Annotated in this window: 20 protein-coding genes; 6 read left to right on the forward strand and 14 right to left on the reverse strand. The window is 64.0% G+C overall.

Features of this window, described 5'->3' with window-relative positions:
- Positions 1-61: 61 nt before the first annotated feature.
- The 4 genes from AB7531_RS07185 to AB7531_RS07200 all read right to left on the reverse strand — a co-directional run bounded on the left by AB7531_RS07185 (position 62) and on the right by AB7531_RS07200 (position 4007).
- The gene (locus AB7531_RS07185) at positions 62-1417 is read right to left on the reverse strand and encodes an esterase-like activity of phytase family protein (protein WP_063981159.1); all 1356 of its coding nucleotides are present in this window, start codon (positions 1415-1417) and stop codon (positions 62-64) included.
- An 80-nt stretch (positions 1418-1497) separates the two neighbouring features.
- Positions 1498-1956, reverse strand: a complete 459-nt coding sequence (locus AB7531_RS07190) for a DUF6130 family protein (RefSeq protein WP_063981160.1) — start codon at positions 1954-1956, stop codon at positions 1498-1500.
- A 19-nt stretch (positions 1957-1975) separates the two neighbouring features.
- Positions 1976-2983 carry an alpha/beta fold hydrolase gene (locus tag AB7531_RS07195; protein WP_063981161.1) on the reverse strand — a complete coding sequence of 336 codons (1008 nt, stop codon included), beginning with the start codon at positions 2981-2983 and terminating at the stop codon, positions 1976-1978.
- 52 nt (positions 2984-3035) lie between these two features.
- Positions 3036-4007: an MBL fold metallo-hydrolase gene (locus AB7531_RS07200; protein ID WP_063981162.1), complete on the reverse strand. Its 972-nt coding sequence runs from the start codon at positions 4005-4007 to the stop codon at positions 3036-3038.
- Positions 4008-4148: 141 nt separating this feature from the next.
- Here AB7531_RS07200 and AB7531_RS07205 point away from each other — a divergent pair, with 141 nt between their 5' ends.
- On the forward strand, positions 4149-5042 hold the full coding sequence (locus AB7531_RS07205) for a LysR family transcriptional regulator (RefSeq protein WP_063986097.1): 894 nt from the start codon (positions 4149-4151) through the stop codon (positions 5040-5042).
- 6 nt (positions 5043-5048) lie between these two features.
- On the opposite strand, the gene AB7531_RS07210 is transcribed toward AB7531_RS07205, so the two are convergent.
- The 4 genes from AB7531_RS07210 to AB7531_RS07225 form a co-directional block, all read right to left on the reverse strand.
- Complete coding sequence (locus tag AB7531_RS07210) at positions 5049-5948, reverse strand: carbohydrate ABC transporter permease (RefSeq protein WP_063981163.1); 900 nt, start codon at positions 5946-5948, stop codon at positions 5049-5051.
- Positions 5941-6897, reverse strand: a complete 957-nt coding sequence (locus AB7531_RS07215; RefSeq protein ID WP_063981164.1) for a carbohydrate ABC transporter permease — start codon at positions 6895-6897, stop codon at positions 5941-5943. Before AB7531_RS07215 ends, AB7531_RS07210 begins: the two co-directional genes overlap by 8 nt.
- A gap of 169 nt (positions 6898-7066) precedes the next feature.
- Positions 7067-8410 (reverse strand): ABC transporter substrate-binding protein, encoded by a 1344-nt coding sequence (locus AB7531_RS07220; protein WP_063981165.1) that lies wholly within the window; start codon positions 8408-8410, stop codon positions 7067-7069.
- A gap of 87 nt (positions 8411-8497) precedes the next feature.
- On the reverse strand, positions 8498-9541 hold the full coding sequence (locus tag AB7531_RS07225; RefSeq protein ID WP_441279922.1) for a C-terminal binding protein: 1044 nt from the start codon (positions 9539-9541) through the stop codon (positions 8498-8500).
- 261 nt (positions 9542-9802) lie between these two features.
- On the opposite strand from AB7531_RS07225, the gene AB7531_RS07230 reads away from it, so the two are divergent.
- Complete coding sequence (locus AB7531_RS07230) at positions 9803-11488, forward strand: methyl-accepting chemotaxis protein (protein WP_063981166.1); 1686 nt, start codon at positions 9803-9805, stop codon at positions 11486-11488.
- A gap of 215 nt (positions 11489-11703) precedes the next feature.
- Here AB7531_RS07230 and AB7531_RS07235 read toward each other — a convergent pair whose 3' ends face one another.
- Positions 11704-12681 (reverse strand): Bug family tripartite tricarboxylate transporter substrate binding protein, encoded by a 978-nt coding sequence (locus tag AB7531_RS07235; protein ID WP_063981167.1) that lies wholly within the window; start codon positions 12679-12681, stop codon positions 11704-11706.
- 90 nt (positions 12682-12771) lie between these two features.
- On the reverse strand, positions 12772-13707 hold the full coding sequence (locus AB7531_RS07240; protein WP_063981168.1) for a DMT family transporter: 936 nt from the start codon (positions 13705-13707) through the stop codon (positions 12772-12774).
- A gap of 105 nt (positions 13708-13812) precedes the next feature.
- Here AB7531_RS07240 and AB7531_RS07245 point away from each other — a divergent pair, with 105 nt between their 5' ends.
- The gene (locus tag AB7531_RS07245; RefSeq protein WP_187388043.1) at positions 13813-14202 is read left to right on the forward strand and encodes a DUF1330 domain-containing protein; all 390 of its coding nucleotides are present in this window, start codon (positions 13813-13815) and stop codon (positions 14200-14202) included.
- Positions 14203-14380: 178 nt separating this feature from the next.
- Here the strand turns inward: AB7531_RS07245 and AB7531_RS07250 are convergent, their stop codons facing one another.
- Complete coding sequence (locus AB7531_RS07250; RefSeq protein ID WP_063981169.1) at positions 14381-15313, reverse strand: DMT family transporter; 933 nt, start codon at positions 15311-15313, stop codon at positions 14381-14383.
- 366 nt (positions 15314-15679) lie between these two features.
- On the opposite strand from AB7531_RS07250, the gene AB7531_RS07255 reads away from it, so the two are divergent.
- Together AB7531_RS07255 and AB7531_RS07260 are read left to right on the forward strand one after the other, a co-directional pair.
- A complete protein-coding gene (locus AB7531_RS07255; RefSeq protein ID WP_063981170.1) occupies positions 15680-16972 on the forward strand; it encodes an adenylosuccinate synthase in 1293 nt (430 codons plus the stop codon).
- 36 nt (positions 16973-17008) lie between these two features.
- Positions 17009-18634 carry a hypothetical protein gene (locus tag AB7531_RS07260; protein ID WP_283017549.1) on the forward strand — a complete coding sequence of 542 codons (1626 nt, stop codon included), beginning with the start codon at positions 17009-17011 and terminating at the stop codon, positions 18632-18634.
- A 186-nt stretch (positions 18635-18820) separates the two neighbouring features.
- On the opposite strand, the gene AB7531_RS07265 is transcribed toward AB7531_RS07260, so the two are convergent.
- From AB7531_RS07265 to AB7531_RS07275, 3 genes are all read right to left on the reverse strand, one after another.
- Complete coding sequence (locus AB7531_RS07265; RefSeq protein WP_028151045.1) at positions 18821-19087, reverse strand: hypothetical protein; 267 nt, start codon at positions 19085-19087, stop codon at positions 18821-18823.
- Positions 19088-19343: 256 nt separating this feature from the next.
- On the reverse strand, positions 19344-19565 hold the full coding sequence (locus AB7531_RS07270) for a hypothetical protein (protein ID WP_063981172.1): 222 nt from the start codon (positions 19563-19565) through the stop codon (positions 19344-19346).
- A 37-nt stretch (positions 19566-19602) separates the two neighbouring features.
- Positions 19603-19827 (reverse strand): cysteine rich repeat-containing protein, encoded by a 225-nt coding sequence (locus AB7531_RS07275; RefSeq protein WP_371498100.1) that lies wholly within the window; start codon positions 19825-19827, stop codon positions 19603-19605.
- Between the two features lie 170 nt (positions 19828-19997).
- On the opposite strand from AB7531_RS07275, the gene AB7531_RS07280 reads away from it, so the two are divergent.
- Positions 19998-20417 (forward strand): DUF5413 family protein, encoded by a 420-nt coding sequence (locus AB7531_RS07280; RefSeq protein ID WP_063981174.1) that lies wholly within the window; start codon positions 19998-20000, stop codon positions 20415-20417.
- Positions 20418-20441: the final 24 nt, after the last annotated feature.

Raw genomic sequence — 20441 nt, forward strand, 5'->3', positions numbered from 1 at the left:
ACTGTCGGTTCCTTCCCTCTCCCCGTAAGAACGGGGGAGAGGGAGAGGAGAGAGCGTCGGCTTACTTCGCCTTCAGGAAATCCGCGACCTCGAGCAGCATGAACTCGTCGTCGTCGGCCTTGTTGGGATCGCGGCTGGACGAGAACGGCAGATTGTTGTCGTTGCCGACGATGATGTGGGTCTCGTCGACGCGATCGACGTTCTCGATGGTGAAGAACGGGAAGGTGTAGACGCCGTCATTGAGCGGCTTGCGGGCCTTCTTGTCGGGGTCCTGGATCTTCATCAGGTCGATATAGCCGATCTTGCGCACGGGCTTGCCGACATTGGCGTCGGTCAGCTCGATCTTGTAGACGCGCTTGAACTTGGCGATGTCGGGGAAGCAGTTCTCGCCGCGGGTGCCTTGCGGGCAGGCCTTGTCGGCGGTGCCTTCGCCGTTGTCGCGCTCGATGATCAGGCCGCCGGTCGGGTCGATCATGTTGAAGTCGCCGATGGCGTTGCCGTTCTGCTCGAACACATACTGCCAGTAGCGGCCGGTGAATTTTTCGGCAGCGACGTCGAATTCGAGGATGCGGCAGGCTTCCTTGCCGTCGACCTTCTCCCAGTCCTTCTTGTCGGCGTCCCAGATCGGGCCCTCGAGTAGGCCGTAGAGGAACTTGCCGTCCTTCGAGGACGCAAAGCCCTCATAGCCCTTGGAGCGACGGAGGTTGACGTTGGTGTAGGTCGCGCCGGGTGCGCCGGGTGTCGCCACGGCCCAGTTGTCCGGCGAGCGCACCGGCTTGCCGTCGGCAACCGTCTCGAACACGCCGAGGATCTTGCCTGATTTGTCGGCCTTCAGGATATAGGGGCCGAACTCGTCGCCGATCCAGAAGGTGTCGCCGATGATCTGGAAACCCTCGGTGTCGAAATCGGAGCCGGTGAGATAGCGCTTCTGCGTATCCTCATGCACGATGCGGAACGGCACCTTCTTGTCGGGATCGTGCAGGAAGATGGTTTCCTGGCGCTCGATCTTGCCGCTCGCCCAATCCATCTTGTAGCGGTTCAGGTACAGCATCGAATCCGGCGAGTTGGCGCGCGCGCCCATGCCGTTGTCGGTGATGACCCAGTAGCTGCCGTCGGGCATGTGCTTGATGCCGGAATGGCCCTGCAGCGGCTGGCCCTTGAACGGCAGCGACACGCCGGTCGCACGCTCATAGGACTTGCCCATCACGGTGCCGAGCGCGTCGACGCGCTTGCCGGTGGTGTATTTGCCCGAGGTCTTGAGATCGGCAGGCGCGTCGGCCGGCGCGTCGATGAAGGTCGCGGCCGGCATCACCACGTGGCCGGCGAGCTTCGCCGGGAATTCGCCCTCGTTCTGTGCAAGCGCGGTGCTCGCGGTGAGAATGATCGTTGCGACGGTGCTGAGAAAAGTCGCGCGCATGTGCGTCTCCTGTTAGTGGACGACGCCTTATGCGGATCGCATGTTGCAGTTTTGTGAAACCGGGCGAAACGCCGCAGCAGCTATTGTTTCGGCGGTGTCGGAGAGGGCGCCGGAATCTCGAAGCTGACGGTCTTGCTATCGATCACGCGGTGCGTGGGATCGGCCAACTCGAACAGTACCTTGTGCGGGCCCGGAGGCAGTCCGACCACGATCACGGTCTCGCCACTGGCATCGACAAAATGCCAGGGCGCATCATCGACCGTGATGTGGATGTGACCGATGCGCGGCGACACGTCGAGCGCGCCCTTGCCGAACACCGGTACGATCCGGAGATTTTCCGTGGTGTACTGGATGAAGACGAGGCCCTGCGCCAGTTGTTCGGCCAGCGGTGGATCGACGATCAGGCGGGCGGGCGCCTGCTTGTCGATGGCAACCAGCGGAGAGGGCCCGCGCACGTCGCGGGCGCTTTGGGCGACGGCGGCTGCCGCAAACATTGTGGAGACCGCCAGAGCGGCCACGACGTCGAGGGCCGCGTTCATGTTCGTTCCTTCCAGGTTATCAGGCGATCTTGCGGCCGAGGAAGTCGCGGATCAGCGGAACCATCTCGTCGAATCTGTCCTCGAGCGCGAAATGACCGGTGTTGATCAGGTGAAACTCTACTTGCGGCAGGTCGCGCTTGTAGGGATGGGCGCCGTCGGCCGGGAAGATGAAATCGTTCTTGCCCCAGACGATCAGCGTCGGCGGCTTGTGCTTGCGGAAGTAGGCTTGCACCGCGGGATACAGCGGCAGATTGGTCCGGTAATCGTAGAACAGGTCCATCTGGATATCGCTGTTGCCGGGCCGGTCGAGCAGCGCCTGATCTTGTACCCAATTGTCGGGTGAAATCCGACTTACGTCCGACATGCCGTCGGTGTACTGGAATTTCGTCGTTTCCAGCGTGACCAGCTTCATCAATGCCTGTCGGCTGGTATCGGACCCGTCGGCCCAGTATTGCTTGATCGGATTCCAGAACTCCTTCAGCCCTTCGTCATAGGCGTTGCCGTTCTGCACGATCAGGCCGCTGACGCGCTCGGGATGCTTGAGCGCCAGCCGCCAGCCGACCGGGGCGCCGTAATCCATCACGTACATCGCATAGCGGGTGACACCAAGTTGGCCGAGCAGGCCGTCAACGAGTTCGCCGAAGCGATCGAAGGTGTATTTGAACGACGTGCGCGGCGGCATGTCGCTCTGGCCGTAGCCGGGATAGTCGGGAGCGATCACGTGATAGCGGTCCGCCAAAGCCGGGATCAGGTTGCGAAACATGTGCGAGGAGGTCGGAAAGCCGTGCAGCAGCAGCACCACCGGTGCATCCTTGGGCCCCGCTTCGCGGTAGAAGATCTTGATCCCGTCGACGGATTTGGTTCGATAGTAGACGACCGGATAAGAACCGGTGGCGCCGCGGCTGTCGCGCTGCGGTTTCGCCGATGCATCCGGTGAAGCGGTGGCAACGGCCATTCCGGATAGTCCGGCGACCAGGCGACGACGATCAATGTGGCTCTGTGGCGGCGGGACGTCTGCACTTTTCATGTCGATCTCCTGTCAAGAATCGATAGCTCGCAGACGTCCTTCGTCCGCCGCTTCAAACGCCTTCGTAGACCAGCCGGGTGAAGAAGCCGGGATCGATCACGAACTGCCCCCATATCGCATCGAAGGCCGCGGTCGGTTTGGCGGCCACGGCTTCGTCCCGCGTTCGTCCCTGGCTCTTGAGACGGGCGACGTTGTCTCGGATCGTGATCAGCATGTCGCGAAACGCCTGGAGTTCGGCTCTGTTGCCGACCGGCTTGCCGTGACCGGAGATCACGATCGTATCCTGTCCGGTCGCTGCGAGATTGGCTTCGGAAGCCGCGATCATCCCGTTGATGCTGCCGCCGGTCGAGTAGTCGATGAACGGATAGATGCCGTTCCAGAAGGTATCGCCGACATGAACGACGTTGGCTTCTGCAAAAGTGATGGAGATGTCGCTATCGGTATGCGCGGGCCCGTAATATTTCAGGTCGATCGAGCTTCCATTGAGCCTGAGCTTGTGGTTGCCGGCAAAGACTTCACTGGGGATTCCGCCCGCGCCGAGCGGAAGGAAATTGTAGTCCCAGTCCTCTACGCGCTGAACTTCGAGGAGGTACTTTCGCGTGTTCTCCTGCGCGATGATCCTGGCGCCAGCGGAATGGAGCCATTCGTTGCCATCGGCGTGATCGAAATGCCAGTGGGTGTTGACGAGATGGGTGACGGGATCGGCGCCGAGATCGGCCATCGCTTTGGTGAGCTGGGGACGCGAGACGCGGATGCCGGCATCGACTAAAACCTTGCCGTCGGGACCGGTCAGGACCGCGACATTTCCGCCGGAGCCTTCGAGCACGGCTATGTTGCCTCGGAGTTTGTGCGTGGTGATCGGCGATGTCGCCGCACTGTCCTTGATCAGGCTGACAAGGCCTCGCGCTTCAGCGTAGGCCTGCCGCGGCGAAAGCCAACCGTTAGTAGCGGCAATCGTCGCGCCGCTCAGGCAGCAGAGACAGAAATTGCGGCGCGACAGCAGGGCTCTGGTCTCTAACTCCATAGCGTCCTCGATTGACGGCCGGGCGACGGCATTCAAAACGCACGGCGGCTTTGCGCATATCCACCGCGTAGCCGATTGTCGCTGTAGGGAGCAGACGGTATGCTTGAGAAGCACCTTCTCAAGATATGGAAAGCGTATCCGATGGACCGGTTGGAGGCAATGTCGGTGATCGTCGCGGTCACTGAGACAGGAAGCTTTTCAGCCGCTTCGCGGCGCCTCAACACGCCGGTCGCGACAGTCAGCCGCACGGTCGCCGAGCTGGAGGCGCGGTTGAAGGCCCAACTATTTCAGCGATCCTCGCGCCAGATGAAGCTGACCGATGTCGGACGATCCTACATCGAAGCCTGCAAGCGCATTATCGGGCAGGTAGACGACGCGGAGCGCGAGGTCTCCGGCGAGTACAGGATTCCGAAAGGAGATCTCGCGGTCACGTCGCCCTGGGGGCTCGGACACATGCACCTGTTGCCGATCGCGCTCGAATTCATGGATGCCTTTCCAGACATCGCGCTACGGCTCGTCCTGACCGACCGCATTGTCAACACGGCCGAGGAGAATATCGACATTTCGGTCCGCATCGGCAACCTCCCGGACAGCAACCTGATCGCGACCCGAGTCGGCTCGGTCCGGTTCGTGCTCTGTGCGAGTCCCAGTTATGTTGCCAAGCACGGCCAACCGAAGGTGCCTGCCGATCTGGCTGCTCATGACTGTATCAGTATCGACAGCCTCGCGGCTCAGCGGAACTGGAAGTTCGTCATCGACGGCCGCGAAGTAGCGGTGCCGATCCGGTCGAGATTGACTTTGAGCGACTCCGAGGCTGCGGTCGAAGCCGCGATCGCGGGTGCCGGCATCACCCGCGTCATGTCGTACAAGATGGAAGCCGCACGGCGCGCCGGAAAGCTCGCTTTGATGCTGGAACCATTCGAACAGGCGCCATGGCCGGTGCATATCGTCTACGCGGAGCGCAAGCCCGAGCCACTCAAGCTCAGATCTTTTCTCGACTGGGCCACGCCGCGCCTTAAGGAGCGGCTCGCTTAGCTCGTGTTACTCCTTCACCGCGCCGGTCAACGAGGAGACGTAATAATCCACGAACAGCGAATAGAAGATCGCAACCGGCAGCGAGCCGAGCAGCGAGCCGGCCATCAGCGCGCCCCACTGGTAGACGTCGCCGGTGACGAGCTCGGTCAGGATCGCGACCGGCACGGTCTTGTTGGCGCCGCTCTGGATGAAGGCGAGCGCGTAGATGAACTCGTTCCAGGACAGCGTGAAGGAGAAGATGCCGGCCGAGATCAGCCCGGGCACCGCCAGCGGCAGCGTGATCCGCCGCAGGATCTGCAGGCGCGTGGCGCCGTCGACCAGCGCGCATTCCTCGAGCTCGTAGGGGATCGACTTGAAATAACCGATCAGGAGCCAGGTGCAGAACGGCACCAGGAAGGTCGGATAGACCAGGATCAGCGCCAGCGGTGAGTCGAACAGGCCGAACTGCACCACGACGGTGGCGAGCGGGATGAACAGGATCGAGGGCGGAACGAGATAGGCGAGATAGATGCCGAGGCCGACATAGGGGCTGCCGCGGAAGCGCAGCCGCTCGATGGCATAGGCGGCGAGCGTGCTCGCGATCAGCGACAGCGTGGTCGACCCGATCGCCACAATCATCGTTGTCCACAGCCAGCGCGGATAGGCGGTGTCGAACAGCAGGTGCTTGACGTGAGCCAGCGTCGGCGAGGTGATCCAGAACGGGTTGTGATCCTTGAAGTTCATCAGCTCGGCGTTCGGCTTGAACGACGTGATCGCCATCCAGTAGAACGGAAACAGCAGGATCAGCACGAAGCAGCCGAGCGGCAGGTAGATCATCATCAGCCGCCGCAGCCCGGAATCCCAGGCCATGGTATCGGGCGCCGCCTTCGCGTCGGCCACGGCAGGTTGGGCGACGGTATCAGTCATTGCTCTCTCCCTGCTGCCATTTGCGGCGCGCCAGGCCGAAATATGAGAACAGCGTCGCGAACACCAGGAACGGGATCATCGACACCGCGATCGCGGCACCTTCGCCGAGCTCGCCGCCGGCAATGCCGCGCTGGAAGGCCAGTGTCGCCAGCAGATGGGTCGAATTGACCGGCCCGCCGCGGGTGATGGCATAGACGAGCTGGAAGTCGGTGAAGGTGAAGATGATCGAGAAGGTCATGACGATGGCGAGGATCGGCATCATCATCGGGAAGGTGATGTAGCGGAAGCGCTGCCAGGCGCTGGCGCCGTCGAGCATCGCGGCCTCGTAGAGCGAAGGCGAGATGGTCTGCAGGCCCGCCAGCAGCGAGATCGCGACGAAGGGAATGCCGCGCCAGATATTGGCGGCGATCAGCGAGAAGCGCGCCGGCCAGGGCGCGCCGAGGAAGTCGATATTGGTGGTGCGCCAATGCAGCACGTCCACCAGCAGGTAGGAGATGATCGAGAATTGCGGATCGTAGATCCACCAGAACGCCAGCGCCGAGAGCACCGTCGGCACGATCCAGGGCAGCAGCACGATGGCGCGGAGCAGGCTCTTGAACGGAAAATGGTTGTTGAGCAGCAGCGCGAGCCAGAAGCCGAGCGCGAACTTTCCGAAGGTCGCGACCGCCGTATAGAACACGCTGTAGAACACCGCGCCCCACCAGAGGGGATCGGTGAGCAGATACTGGAAATTCTCAAGGCCCACGAAGACGCCACGTCGGCCGATCGTGGTGTCGGTGAAGGCGAGCCAGATGCCGAGACCGAGCGGATAGGTCAGAAACACCGCGAGGAGCCCGATCGCGGGCGCCAGGCACATCACGATCAGGAACGGCTTGTAGTCGAACAGCCGCACCAGCCAGGATTGCTGCCGGTGCGCCAGTACGGGGGAGGAGAGGGTGGTCACGGACATCGGGTCGTTGTCCTGTTCTAGGCTGTTACCACACCGCCATTGCGAGCGAAGCGACTTGTCCGCCGTAGCTTTGGCGAAGGCAGAAGCAATCCAGTCTGTCTCCGCAGTTGCAGTCCGGATTGCTTCGTCGCGTCGCTCCTCGCAATGACGGCCGCGTTGTCGTCGGCCGCTACCTCTGTCTGCGGAAGTACCGCTTGCAGCGCTGTTCCGCTTCCGCAGCCGCGGCTTCGGGCGTCGCCGCACCGGTCGCGACCGAGGCGAACATCTGCACCGTCACATAGTCCGCGCGAACAGCACCGGTGGCGGTCGAAATCGGACCCTTGAAGCCGGCGTAATACGTGCTGTTCATGGTGTCCCTGAAGATCGCGACCTTGGGATCGCCCTTCCACACCGCCGCATCGGCGTAGGCCGCAAGCGGTTGCGACCAGTAACCGCTGTTGGCGTTGAGCCACGGCTCGTACTGGTCCTTCTCCAGCATGAACTGCAGGAAGGCCTTCGCCGCGTTCGGATACTGGCTGTGCTTGAACACCATGGCGTTCAGCGTCAGTCCCGACATCGGCGAGATCGGTGCAAGGCCCTTCGGCAGCAGCTGATGTTCGGAATCCTCGGCGATCGCCGCGGTCGCCGGATCGTTCTTCAGCGAAAAATACAGCGAGACGCCGTTCGCCGTCAGCCCGATTTCCTGCGAGGAATAGGCGCGATTGTTGCTGACGTCGTTCCAGGACGGCGTACCGGCGATGAAGGTCGGGTAGAGCTCCTTCACGAAATTCAGCGCCGCGATGGTCTCCTTGCTGTTGATGGTGACATTGCCTTCCTCATCCAGCAGCGAGGCATTGTGCGACCACATCATCCAGTCCGCAAAGCCGTTGCCGTCGCCGACGGCATTGCCCAGCGCAAAGCCCGCGGGCTTGCCGGCTTTCTGCAGCTTCTTGCAGAGGTCGAGGAGTCCGGCATGGTCCTCCGGCGCCTTGTCGAACCCGACGGATTTGAGGATGGACTTGCGATAGATCAGGGGACCGGCGGTGGCCCCGAACGGGAGCCCGATCCAGGTATCGCTCTTGGCCTTTTTGCCGTAGGCCTTCGCAAGGTTCTGCCAGCCGCCATACTTCTTGCCGAGATAGTCGGCGACGTCGGTCAGCTCGATCAGCTTGTCGACATAGATGTGCGGCGCGTCGGAGAAGCCGATGATGATGTCGGGGCCGGCGCCGGAATTCGAGGTCACCGCGGTCTGCTGGTTGATGTCCTCCCAGCCGACGAAGTCGACCTTGACCTCGACCCCGGTCTCCTTGGTGAATTTTGCCGCATTGGCGCGGAACACGTCTTCGTCGGCCTGGACGAAGCGCACCGGCCGCAGCATGCGCAGGGTTGCGCCTTTTTCGATCGGCAATTTCGGTGCGGGGACGTCCGCGGCCTTGATCGCGGATTGAGCGTGCGCTGCAACACCGGTTGCCGCGAGCGCCGTAGCGGACAGGCCCAGAGCCAAGGCATCACGACGGGTGATGTCGTTCCTCATCAGTTCCTCCCTATGATGTCTCCCTTCCCGGCGTTGATCGCCGGTGAAGGGCCGTTCCGATTCCCGGCGCGTTTTGCGGCCGGCCGCCTAGCTGTTCGGTCCGCGATCCATGCTGACGGGCTGCCAGCGGCGGAGCGCGGTGTTCTGCAGCACCGACGGATTGACGCAGCTTACCGGCCACATGCCCTGAAGCACCAGTGACAATTCGTAGCCCACGCGGCGCTTGCGCGCCTCGTCGAACCGTGCCGAGGCCGAGGCGACATGGGCGGTCAGCGTCACGTTCTCCATGCTGAGGATGGGATTGTTGTGCGAGGGGGGCTCCTTCTCCAGCACGTCGAGGGTGGCGTGGGCAATCCAGCCCTCCTGGAGCGCCTTGATCAGGCTTTCCTCGTCGACGGTGGCGCCGCGGCCGGTATTGATGAAAACCGATCCCTTCTTCATCTGCCGGAAGTGCTTCTCGGTCAGCATGTGATGCACCTCGGGCCTTGCAGGGGCGTGCATCGAGACGAAGTCGGATTGCGACAGCACCTCGTTCAGCGTCGCCGGGATCACGCCATGGTCGTACATCAGCGTTTCCTGGATGAAGGGATCGTAGGCCATCATGCGCAGGCCGAACGGGGCGGCGCGCTTCGCAACTGCACGCGCGACGCGGCCGAACGAGATGAAGCCGAGCGTCTGGCCCATCAGCCGCGGGATCTTCAGCAGCGCTGGCCGGCCTTCGGCCCAGCGCCCGTCGCGTACCATCCTGTCCTGCTCGACCAGGCGGCGGAAGCCGGCGAGCAGCAGCATCATGGCGTGGTCGGCGACCTCCTCGATGAAGGTATCGGGAATGTTGGTAACGGGAATGCCGCGGGCGGTCGCGGCCTTCACGTCGACGCTGTCGACGCCGACCGAGCCGAGCGTGATCACCTTGCAGCTATCAAGTGCGTCGATGATCGACTTGGTGATGGGGATGCCCTTGGCGTAGATGGCATCGGCGTTTTTCGCGGCGGCGATGAACTCGGCCTCATTGGCGGGGGCTTCGACGATCTCGGCATCGATCGGATCGAGCGCCTCTCGCTCGAAGGAATAGTCGCTGCCTGCGACCGTGAAGCTCGCGCCCTTCGGCGTCACCACCCTGTATTTCGGCATTTCCTGCTCCCGATTTGGTCTGTCGGTTCTTGTTGTGACCCGCACCTTGTGGGCGGGCCTTTGCGTCTTTTACGCGAAATCGGAGCGGTCGCGTACAATCGTCGGTTGCCGCTGCGGCGATTTATTCGACTGTTTCGGCCTTCCGTCCGGGCTTCTACGGAGCCGCCCGTAACAGGTTGATAAGAGGTCACACACTAAAAGTTGAATCAAATTTATCGATTCCCTTGCGCGCCCGTATCCCATTATTGCCGGAGCTGTCCCGTGAAGTTGAGCAATCTGAAGATCGCCCCGAAGCTCGGTATCCTTGTCGGCGTCACCCTGTTGGGCCTTTGCGTCTCCGGTGTTCTCGCCGGCTATCTGATGAAGCGCGAGATGGTCAATGCGCGCATCGACCAGGCCAAATCGATCGTCGACCTCGGTCGCAACTACGCCGCGGCGCTGAAGAAACGCGTCGATGCCGGCGAGCTGACGAAGGATGCGGCGATGGCCGACCTTCGCCGCTACGGCAACGCGATGACCTACGACAACGGCTCGGGCTACCTGTTCGGCACGTCCTATGACGGCATCACCCAGCTCGCGCCCGATCCGAAGCAGATCGGTAGCAACCGCATGGATGTCGTGACCAACGGCCGCAAGCTCTCCGTCGAGCTGATGGACGGCGTCAAGGCCAACGGCTCGATCCTGCTCTATTATGATTACGTGAAGCCCGGCCAGGAGACGCCGATCAGCAAGATCGGTTACGCCGTCGCGGTGCCCGGTTTCGACATGTATCTCGGCACCGGCGCCTATCTCAGCGACATCGACGCCAAGATGGGCCCGGTCTACTGGCTGCTAGGTCTTGCCATGCTCGGCATCGTCATCGTCGCCGGCGGCGTTGCCTGGCTGATCAGCCGCGGCATCAGCCGTCCGCTGGAGCTGCTCGGCGCCCGCATGAAGGATCTCGCCGACGGCAAGCTCGAGGGTGAGATTCCCGGGGTTGGTCGCGGCGACGAGGTCGGCGCGATGGCTTCGACCGTCCAGATCTTCAAGGACAACGCGGTCCGCATCCGCGGCCTCGAGAAGACCGAGGCCGATGCCAAGGAGCGTGCCGCGGCGGAACGTCGCAGCGCGATGGAGGGCATCGCCAGCGATTTCGAGCGCAGCGTCAACGGCATCGTCCGCTCGGTCTCCTCGGCCGCCGCCGGCATGCAGAGCACCGCGCAGTCGATGACCGCGACGGCCAGCGACGCCTCGTCGCGTGCGGCGACGGTCGGCGCCGCCTCGCAAAAAGCCTCCGGCAATGTCGGCACGGTTGCCGCGGCCGCCGAAGAATTGTCGAGCTCGGTTGCGGAGATCTCCCGCCAGGTCACGCGTTCGACCGAAGTCGCGAGCCGGGCCGTCAGCGATGCCGAGCGCACCAACGCCACCGTACAGGTGCTCTCGACCGGCGCCGAGAAGATCGGCGAGGTCGTCAAGCTGATCCACTCGATCGCGGCGCAGACCAACCTGCTCGCGCTCAACGCCACCATCGAAGCGGCGCGCGCCGGCGAGTCCGGCCGGGGCTTCGCGGTCGTGGCCTCCGAGGTCAAGGCGCTGGCGAACCAGACCGCGAAGGCGACCGAGGAAATCTCCGCCCAGGTCGCGGCGATGCAGACCTCGACCAGCGACGCGGTCACGGCGATCTCCGGCATCACCCAGACCATCGCCGAAATGAGCGAGATCACCGCCGGCATTTCTGCCTCGATCGAGCAGCAGGGCGAAGCGACCCGCGAGATCGCCCGCAACATCCAGTCGGTCGCGGCCGGCTCGAACGAGATCAACGCCAATATCGGCAGCGTCACCTCGGCCGCGGAAGCGACCGGCACTGCCGCGACCGACGTACTCACCAACGCCCGCGAGCTGGACAGCCAGTCCGGCGCGCTGCGCAGCGCGGTCGACGGCTTCCTCGCCAAGGTCCGTGCGGCGTAAGGCCGAACGCACGGAATTCGTAGGGTGGGCAAAGGCGCGCAAGCGCCGTGCCCACCTTTTTTCATTTTCAACTTTTCGGCTGTCATGCCCCGCGAAGGCGGGGCATCCAGTACGCCGCGGCCCATCGGGTCAATCACCAACGTCTCGGAATACTGGATCGCCCGCCCCAGTGCGCAATTGCGCACAAGGCGGGCGATGACACCTTCCTAGACCCCCTACTGCTTCTCGATCTTCGCGTTCGTGATCAGCTTCTCCCACAGCACCAGCTGCTCGTTCACGAACGTGCCGAGCTGCTCCGGCGTGCCGGAGAAGGCGTCCATGCCGAGCGTGGCGAGCTGGGCCTTGATCTCCGGCTTCTCGACGATCTTCCTGATCTCGGCGTTAAGTCTGGTCACGATCTCCTTGGGCATGCCGGCGGGGCCGAAATAGCCCTGCCACGACGAGATGTCGAAATCCGGCACGCCGGCCTCCTGCATCGAGGGCAGGTTCGGCACCAGCGGCGAGCGGTCCTTGGTGGTGACGGCGAGCGCGCGCAGCGCGTTGCCGTTGACGTGCGGCAGGCCGGTCAGGATGTCGACGAACATCATCGAGACGCGGCCGCCCATGACGTCGTTGAGCGCCGGCGGCGAGCTCTTGTAGGGCACGTGCAGGAGGTCGAGCCCGGCATTGTGCGCAAAGGTCGCACCCGACACGATCGCCGAGGACGAGCCCGACGCGTAGCTCAGCTTGCCCGGATTGGCCTTGCCGTAGGCGACGAGCTCGCCGACGGTCTTGGCCGGCACCTCCGGGTGAATCACCAGCATGAAGGGCAGGTCGCCGGTCCGCGCGATCGGGGTGAAATCCTTGACGGGATCGTAGGTCAGGCTCTTGAGCAGGTAGGGATTGGCCGAATGCGTGGTGTTGGTCGTCACCAGCAGCGTGTAGCCGTCGGGGGCGGCGCGCGCCACATAGGTCGCGGCGATCATGCCGTTGGCGCCCGCCTTGTTCTCGATCACGATGCCGACGCCGAGTGCCTGCGACAAATGCTGCGAGATCAGCCGCGTCGTGGTGTCGGTGCCGCTGCCGGCCGCGAACGGCAGCACCAGCGTGATGTTGCGGCTCGGATAATTGTCGGCCTGCGCGGCGGATGCGGCGGCGAGACAAAGTGCGGCTGCGCCGGCTGTGCGCAGAGCGCGGATCAGTGATGACAGCATGTCTGGACGTTCCCTCTTTTTCGTTGGCGGGGAACCTAGCTTCTCTTCGCAAAAATCGGAAGACGGGAGTTTGCTGCCCACCTCGCGGAATTATTTCACCGCAGAACCCTGGCGAGAGGCGAACACGACGCCGGCGAGCACGAGCGTATAGCCGATCAAATGAAACGGCTGGAGTTTTTCGCCGAGCAGGACGATCGCCATCGCCGAGCCGAACACCGGGACCAGATGGAAGAACGGCGCGGCGCGGTTGGGGCCGATCAGCGCCACGCCGCGGTTGAAGAAGAGATAGGCCAGCGTCGAGGGAAAGATCAGGATGTAACCCAGCGTCGCCAGCGTCACCCCGTCGAGTTGCAGGACACGGCCGCTTAGGGCTTCCCAGATCGCGGCGGGCAGCAACATCGTCGCGCCGCAAAAGGTGGTGAAGGAGAGAAACGAGAGCTGGTGGATCTTCGGCCGTCGCGGGATGAAGGCGGAGTAGAGCCCGAACGCCACGAGCGAAGAGGCGAACATGATGTCGCCCCTGTTGAAGCTGATGCTCGCGAGCGCGGCGAGATCGCCGCGCAGGATGATGATCAACACGCCGAGAAGCGAGATCGCGATGCCGGCGAGCTGCGCGCCCGTCAGCCGCACGCCGAACAGCACCAGCGACCACAGCGCCACGAACAGCGGTCCGGCCGACTGGATCAGCAGCGCGTTCAGCGCCTCCGTGTATTGCATCGCCCAGTACGAGATCGCGTTGTTGAAGGCAAAGCCGACCAGCGACAGGAACAGCATCAGCGGCAGGCTCTTGCGCAAATTCGGCCAGTCGCGCTTCAGATGCGGCCATGAGAACGGCAGCAGGATCAGGAACACGCCGAACCAGCGGATGGTGGTCACCGTCAGCGGCGGCACATGCGCGCCGACATGGCGCGCGAGCACGATGTTGCCGGCCCAGAACAGCGAGCTCAGGCTGAGCAGCAGGTAAGGCTGGTTGTTGAGCCAACTGGCCGGATTCGAGGCCTTTGGCGCGGGCGAAACAATCGTCATTGGCGTTGGATGCGACCTTGCGCCGGATTCTTGTTGTGACACAAGTCTCGCGGCCGCAAGGCTACAATGCAGGCATGGCTTGAGGAGGTGTCATTGGCGGTTAATATGTTGAACATCGAGGGCCTGGAGCGGCTCGATGCAAATGCACCGGTGGTGATGCTGAACCTGATGCGTTTTCACGCGCACTCGCGCGATGGCGACGGTTCGGGCTGGGACGCATATCTTCGTTACAGCGCGATCACGGTGCCCATGATCAGGGCACGCGGCGGCACGCTGCTGTGGACCGGCGAAGCCAAGGCGGTCGCGCTCGGCCCGCAAGATGGCGACGACTGGGATTTCGTTGCGCTGGTCTATTACCCAACGGTTGCGGCTTTCATCGACATGATGACGTCGGAGGCTTACGAGACGCAGGCCGACCCGCATCGCGTCAACGGCTGCGCCGAGCACGTGATCATCGCGACGAACGAAGCGTACAGCAAGTTCAGGACGAAGTAGCGCTGTCGCGCGGCACGCTCTTCTCCTCTCCCCTTGTGGGAGAGGGTGGCTCGCCGCGTAGCGGCGAGACGGGTGAGGGGTCTCTCTCCGCGAGTCCGCCTCTCGATTTGAGTCTGCGGAAGCAACCCCTCATCCGGCGCTTCGCGCCACCTTCTCCCACAAGGGGAGAAGGAAGAAGCTACGTCGCCTGCTTCCTTGACGCCACGAATACGCCGGCCAGCACCAGCGCAAAGCCGATGAAATGGAACGCCTGCGGGTGTTCGCCGAGGAACGCCATCGCCATGATCGAGCCGAACACCGGCACGACGTGAAAGAACGGCGCGGCGCGGTTGGCGCCGATCAGGCGCACGCCGCGATTGAAGCAGAGATAGGCGAGCGTCGAGGGGAACACCGCGACATAGAACAGCGTCAGCAGGTTCGGCCCGTCGAGCTTCATCACCGGACGCGCTGACAGCTCCCAGATCTCCAACGGAATCAGGCAGGCGGCGCCGGCGCCGAAGGTGAAGGCGAGGAATGACAGGCCGTGCATCGGCGGCCGCTTCAGGGTCAGCACCGAATACAGCGCGAAGATGATCAGCGCGACAATGAAGATGAGGTCGCCCTTGTTGAACGCGATGTTCGACAACGTGGTGAAATCGCCATGCAGCAGGATCGTCAGCACGCCGCACATCGAGAGAGCCACGCCGAACGCCTGTGCCGCGGTGAGGCGGACGCCGAGGATCGCCAGCGACCACAGCGCCACGACCAGCGGCGCGGCCGACTGCAGCAGCAGCGTGTTGAGCGCCTGGGTATGTTCCAGCGCCCAATATTGCAGCGTGTTGAAGGCGCCGATGCCGGTGATCGACAGCACGATCATCAGGCCGAGCCTGCTGCGGATCGCGGGCCAGTCCTGGGCGAGATGTTTCCAGGCGAACGGCAGCACCAGCAGGAAGGCGAAGGTCCAGCGCAGGAACGACAGCGTCACCGGCGGGATGTGGCCGGCGGCCAGCCGCCCGACAATGGCGTTGCCGGCCCAGCACATCGCGGTGATGCTGAGCAGGAGATATGGCTGGTTGGCGATCCAGCCGTGACTGGATGATTCGGTGCTCGTGGTCTGGCCGGTGGCGGACATTGTGGTTGTTATGGCCCCCGCGTGGAGTACGCCGAGGCACCGGCCCGGCAAGCTCGGGCCGGCTGATAGCCCGGCATGCCCAAAGACACGGAAATCGAAGTGGCATCAACGGGGGGCGGACGCATCGCGACCATGCAGCGGCGGATCAGCCTCGCGCTTTGGCCGAAGCTTACGAAATGGCCATGGAAGGCTTCTGGATTTTACGGGGATATCAAAGGGTTAAAGTGCGTCTTGAGCCCCGAAAAAGCCCCGTTCTTGCTTGCCTAGAGAGGCTGCTTCCTTTATCCGGTTGGCTGCCTCGCGTGCGAACGGCTCCGGCCGTCAGCTGGGCTGGCGCATCTAAAATCTTCAGAGGATTACCCGCGAATGGCCAACGTTGTCGTCGTCGGAGCCCAGTGGGGCGACGAAGGGAAGGGCAAGATCGTCGACTGGTTGTCGGAGCAGGCGGACATCGTCGTCCGCTTCCAGGGCGGTCATAACGCCGGCCACACGCTGGTCATCAACGGCAAGACCTACAAGCTCGCGCTGCTACCCTCCGGCGTGCTGCGCGACCAGAAGCTGTCGGTGATCGGCAACGGCGTGGTGTTCGATCCGCAGGCCTTCCTCGACGAGGTCACCAAGCTGCGCTCGCAGGGCGTCGCGATCTCTCCGGACAATCTGCGCGTCGCCGAGAACGTCACCCTGATCCTGCCGCTGCACCGTGAGCTCGACGCGCACCGCGAATCCGCCAATGCGGCAACCGCGATCGGCACCACCCGCCGCGGCATCGGACCGGCCTATGAAGACAAGGTCGGCCGCCGCGCCATCCGCCTGATGGACCTCGCCGATCTCGACACCCTCCCGCACAAGATCGACCGGCTGCTGGCGCATCACAATGCGCTGCGCCGCGGCTTCAACCTGCCGGAGTTCGACGGCAAGGTGATCCTGAAGGAATTGACCGCGCTGGCGCCTGAACTGCTGCCTTATGCCGAGACGGTGTGGCGGCTGCTCGACATCAAGCGGCGCGAAGGCAAGCGCATGCTGTTCGAGGGCGCACAGGGCGCGCTGCTCGACGTCGACCACGGCACCTATCCCTACGTCACCTCGTCCAACACGGTGGCGGCGCAGGCCGCGACCGGCTCGGGCCTAGGCCCCGGTGCGGTCGGCTATGTGCTCGGCCTGTGCAAGGCCTATACGACCCGCGTCGGCCAGGGCCCGTTCCCGACCGAGCAGGACAACGAGACCGGCCGCAAGATCGGCGAGCGTGGCCGCGAGTTCGGCACCAACACCGGCCGTCCGCGCCGCTGCGGCTGGTTCGACGCCGTGCTGGTCCGCCAGGCGGTCCGGACCTGCGGCATCAACGGCCTGGCGCTGACCAAGCTCGACATCCTCGACGGCTTCGACACGATCGAGGTCTGCACCGGCTACAGACTGGACGGCAAGGAGATCGACCACTTCCCGGCCGGCGAGGGCGCCCAGGCCCGGGTCGAGCCGATCTACGAGACCATCGAGGGCTGGAAGGAGCCGACCGCCAATGCCCGTTCCTGGGCGGACCTGCCGGCCCAGGCCATCAAATATGTCCGCCGGATCGAGGAATTGGTGGGGTGCCCGGTCGCACTGCTTTCCACCAGCCCGGAACGCGAGGATACTATTCTGGTGCAAAATCCGTTTGAGGCTTAACGATATCTTACCGGGACGTGCGCTAGTTGAGTTGAAATGGCTGATTACTATCCGCTGATCGCCCGCGCTATTTCCGCCCTGGACCCCAACGCTCCCGGCGAAAGCCGTCGCGCGCTCTATGAGCGTGCGCGCACGGCCCTGATCGCGCAGCTCCGCAGCGTGCAGCCGCCGCTCTCCGAATCCGAGATCACCCGCGAACGGCTGTCGCTGGAAGAGGCCGTCCGCAAGGTCGAATCGGAGGCCGCCCAGCGCGCCCGGGAGGCCTCGCGCCCCGGTCCCGGTGGCGGCGCCCGCAGCGGCGGCAGCGGGGACGCCTTCCGCCGGGCCAGCACCCGCGCCGCCGAGGGCAACCCGCCGCCGTCTCAGCCGGCCGCTCCGCGCACCCGTCCGGCTCCGCCGCCGCCGCGTGCCGACCGACCGTCCTTCAATGTCGATGACCAGGGCGACGCCCCGCGTGCGCCGCGGGCCCCGCGTTTCGACGCGCCGCGCCAGCCGGGTCCCCCGGCAGCGCCGCCGATGCCGGAGCCGCCGGCTGCTCCCCCGGCCGGACGCGATCGCCCGCCCGGGCGCCGTCCGCCCGACATCGGGCCGCCACCGCCTCAGCCGCCGGCACCGGGCGTACGCGGTTTTCGCGACATCACCGCCGACGTGAACGATCTCGGCAGCGCTGCCGCGCAGGCCAACCGCGCCGCGCGTCGCACCTACGCCAATGTGCCCTCGCCCTCGCCGGAGTTCGACCGGCTGGAGCCGAGCCTGGAAAATCGCGCCGGCGAGCAGGACGCGCCCTATTCATACGACGAGTCGATCGAGGAGGCCGAGCGCTACACGCCGCAGCCGCCATCGTCGCGCCCGCGCGTCGCGCCCGAGCGCGAAGCCAAAAAGCGCGCCCGCACCGGCTCCGCCTTCCCGTTCAAGAGCGCGATCGCCGTCGGCATCGTGCTGATCCTGGTCGGCGCCGGGATCCTCTGGGGCAAGCCCCTGATCCAGACCGTGAGCGGCCTGTTCAAGTCCTCGCCGACCCAGGTGGTGGAGGCGCCGAAGGATCCGGCCCAGCCGCAGAGCAAGCCCAAGATTCCGGATCGCGTCGGCCAGCCTTCGGCCAGCGACCAGCCGGTCGCGCCGGTGGCGCAGAAGGTCGTGCTCTATGACGAGGATCCGTCCGACCCGAAGGGCAAGCAATATGTCGGCTCGGTGGTGTGGCGGCTCGAGCCGATCAAGGCCTCGGGCAACCAGAAGGCCGACGTCGCCGTGCGCGCCGACATCGAGATCCCCGACCGCAAGTTCAAGATGACGATGTCGTTCCGCCGCAACACCGACTCGTCGCTGCCGGCGAGCCACACCGCGGAATTGACCTTCATCCTGCCGCCGGACTTTCCGGGCGGCAGCATCTCCAACGTGCCGGGCATCCTGATGAAGTCGAACGAACAGGCGCGCGGCACGCCGCTCGCGGGCCTCGCGGTCAAGGTCACCGACGGCTTCTTCCTGGTCGGCCTCTCCAATGTCGACGCCGACCGCGCCCGCAACGTCCAGCTCCTGAAGGAGCGCTCATGGTTCGACGTGCCGCTGGTCTACGCCAACCAGCGCCGCGCCATCATCGCCATCGAGAAGGGCGCACCCGGCGAGCGCGCCTTCAACGATGCGTTCGCGCAGTGGGGCGACTAGAGCGTTTTCGAGCGAAGTGGATACCGGTTCGCGTCAAGAAAACGCGTCAAAACAAGAATCTAGAGCCCCGTTCCGATTCCATAGGAACGGGAAAGGCTCTAGGGCCGGCGCGTGACCGATCTTCACCTCTCCAGACGAGAGAGGTGAATCGAACTCTCAAACGATCCGATCGGGATTGAACCGGCGCTACTGCGCCGCCGCCTCCCGCTTGCGCGCGGCCGCGTGCTCGCGGTCCATCACGGCGCGGCAGCCAGGGCTGACCTGCGCCTTCTTCTGCACCATGCAGGCCCTGACGCGCGAGATGTCGGGAATCTCACTGGAGCACAGCCGCATCGCATCACCTGTGCACATCTGCTGTGCTTCGGACGAGAAGGCGAGGCCGGGCGATGTCTGGAGTACGATGGCGGTGGTTGCGAAAGCGAAGAGCGAAACGATGGTCGTGTAGCGTGTCATGACGAATGCGTCCCCGAGTTCCGTGGTTTGAACCACTTGGTTTTGGGGCGCCGCACGCGGCTTGATCTGCCGCATGTCACAGCCTTCACGCCGGGAACTTTGGTCCCGCATGTGGTCGCTCGATCTCTCGTGGTGTTCGAATCGAAAAGTGCTGCGCCGCCCGATTCGAGTATGCGCGATTGTCACACGGCCGCAATGGTCCGCTCGAATGAATTCGCAATTGTTGCGTGTCCGTCACGCAGCATGCGGCGCGAGATCAGATCAACCGATCGGACGACGCGTTCGCTTCTTCCGCATCGCTCGCTGCGGGGCGTTCCTCGACGGCCGTGACGCCTTTCGCAGTGAGCTCGAACAGATCGCCGTCCTTCATCACGTAGCCGTCGGCGATCAACTCGCCGATCTTGCCGTGCCGGTCGTCGGCAAAGGCGACCGACTGGCTGATGTCCCGCAGGATCGAGAGCTGTTCCTCGCGCAACATGGCTTCACTCTCCGTGCGCCGGGGATCGTTCCCGGCCTTACATGCCGTGGCTCTGAAACACCTTGCTGCAGGACTTCGACAGCTTGGCCCGGTTGGCCTGCAGGCACGCCTGCACAGCGCCGTCATTGCCGAGGTCCTTCCGGCAGAACCGCGAGGCGTCACGCGAGCAGGCGTTCTGCTCCTGCGGCGTACCCATGTGGCCCTGCGCGAGAGCAGGCGTGATCGACATGCCGCTCAGGGCTGTCAGGGCCAGCGTCGCCATAAGGACGGATTTCGGGGACATCGACAAACTCCAATCTGACTGCAGGTATGAATTTCAGTCCTGTCTGAACTCGTCGCCTTGCCGCTTGTTCCCGTCAGGACGGGCCGGCGCCCCGCTATTCAAGGTTCCCGCGTCGCTGCTATAACAGCGGCGAAGGATGAGGATACTTGATGAAACGCTATCTGGTGTTTGCGCTGGTCGGTCCGTTCGTCGGCGGGTTCCTGCTGCTGCTGACGACGACCTATCAGTCCGGTTATTGGGCCCAGACCAATCTCGGCGAGGTCGGAAAGCTGTTCGCGGTGTTCTTCAAATCGCTGCAATACAGCTATCTGTTCGGCTTCCTGCCCTCGCTGATGATCGGTGCGGTCGACGACATCCTGATCCATGTCCGCCGGATCGGCCCGGTGCTGCGGATGCTCCTGGTCGGCCTGTTCGCCTTCGTGCTGGCGTCGCTGACCTACAGCTCGCGCGGGCCGGATTCGGGCACGGTGCAATTCATCCTGTACGGCCTCGTCGGATTCGTGCCGGCGGTGCTTTCATCCTGGCTCGTGCATAGATATGTCGAGGAGCCGCAGCCGGCTGCGGCTTAGACCTGAACGCGCGACGTTCGGGCG

Origin of the sequence: Bradyrhizobium sp. 63_E2_N1_3 (assembly GCF_052076005.1) — a bacterium.
GTDB classification, from domain to species: domain Bacteria; phylum Pseudomonadota; class Alphaproteobacteria; order Rhizobiales; family Xanthobacteraceae; genus Bradyrhizobium; species Bradyrhizobium barranii.

Bases quoted from the DNA above. Each gene is read 5' to 3' on its own strand.
- AB7531_RS07185 (WP_063981159.1), bottom strand. From the start codon at position 1,417: ATGCGCGCGACTTTTCTCAGCACCGTCGCAACGATCATTCTCACCGCG.
- AB7531_RS07190 (WP_063981160.1), bottom strand. From the start codon at position 1,956: ATGAACGCGGCCCTCGACGTCGTGGCCGCTCTGGCGGTCTCCACAATG.
- AB7531_RS07195 (WP_063981161.1), bottom strand. From the start codon at position 2,983: ATGAAAAGTGCAGACGTCCCGCCGCCACAGAGCCACATTGATCGTCGT.
- AB7531_RS07200 (WP_063981162.1), bottom strand. From the start codon at position 4,007: ATGGAGTTAGAGACCAGAGCCCTGCTGTCGCGCCGCAATTTCTGTCTC.
- AB7531_RS07205 (WP_063986097.1), top strand. From the start codon at position 4,149: ATGGACCGGTTGGAGGCAATGTCGGTGATCGTCGCGGTCACTGAGACA.
- AB7531_RS07210 (WP_063981163.1), bottom strand. From the start codon at position 5,948: ATGACTGATACCGTCGCCCAACCTGCCGTGGCCGACGCGAAGGCGGCG.
- AB7531_RS07215 (WP_063981164.1), bottom strand. From the start codon at position 6,897: ATGTCCGTGACCACCCTCTCCTCCCCCGTACTGGCGCACCGGCAGCAA.
- AB7531_RS07220 (WP_063981165.1), bottom strand. From the start codon at position 8,410: ATGAGGAACGACATCACCCGTCGTGATGCCTTGGCTCTGGGCCTGTCC.
- AB7531_RS07225 (WP_441279922.1), bottom strand. From the start codon at position 9,541: ATGCCGAAATACAGGGTGGTGACGCCGAAGGGCGCGAGCTTCACGGTC.
- AB7531_RS07235 (WP_063981167.1), bottom strand. From the start codon at position 12,681: ATGCTGTCATCACTGATCCGCGCTCTGCGCACAGCCGGCGCAGCCGCA.
- AB7531_RS07240 (WP_063981168.1), bottom strand. From the start codon at position 13,707: ATGACGATTGTTTCGCCCGCGCCAAAGGCCTCGAATCCGGCCAGTTGG.
- AB7531_RS07245 (WP_187388043.1), top strand. From the start codon at position 13,813: ATGTTGAACATCGAGGGCCTGGAGCGGCTCGATGCAAATGCACCGGTG.
- AB7531_RS07250 (WP_063981169.1), bottom strand. From the start codon at position 15,313: ATGTCCGCCACCGGCCAGACCACGAGCACCGAATCATCCAGTCACGGC.
- AB7531_RS07255 (WP_063981170.1), top strand. From the start codon at position 15,680: ATGGCCAACGTTGTCGTCGTCGGAGCCCAGTGGGGCGACGAAGGGAAG.
- AB7531_RS07260 (WP_283017549.1), top strand. From the start codon at position 17,009: ATGGCTGATTACTATCCGCTGATCGCCCGCGCTATTTCCGCCCTGGAC.
- AB7531_RS07265 (WP_028151045.1), bottom strand. From the start codon at position 19,087: ATGACACGCTACACGACCATCGTTTCGCTCTTCGCTTTCGCAACCACC.
- AB7531_RS07270 (WP_063981172.1), bottom strand. From the start codon at position 19,565: ATGTTGCGCGAGGAACAGCTCTCGATCCTGCGGGACATCAGCCAGTCG.
- AB7531_RS07275 (WP_371498100.1), bottom strand. From the start codon at position 19,827: ATGGCGACGCTGGCCCTGACAGCCCTGAGCGGCATGTCGATCACGCCT.
- AB7531_RS07280 (WP_063981174.1), top strand. From the start codon at position 19,998: ATGAAACGCTATCTGGTGTTTGCGCTGGTCGGTCCGTTCGTCGGCGGG.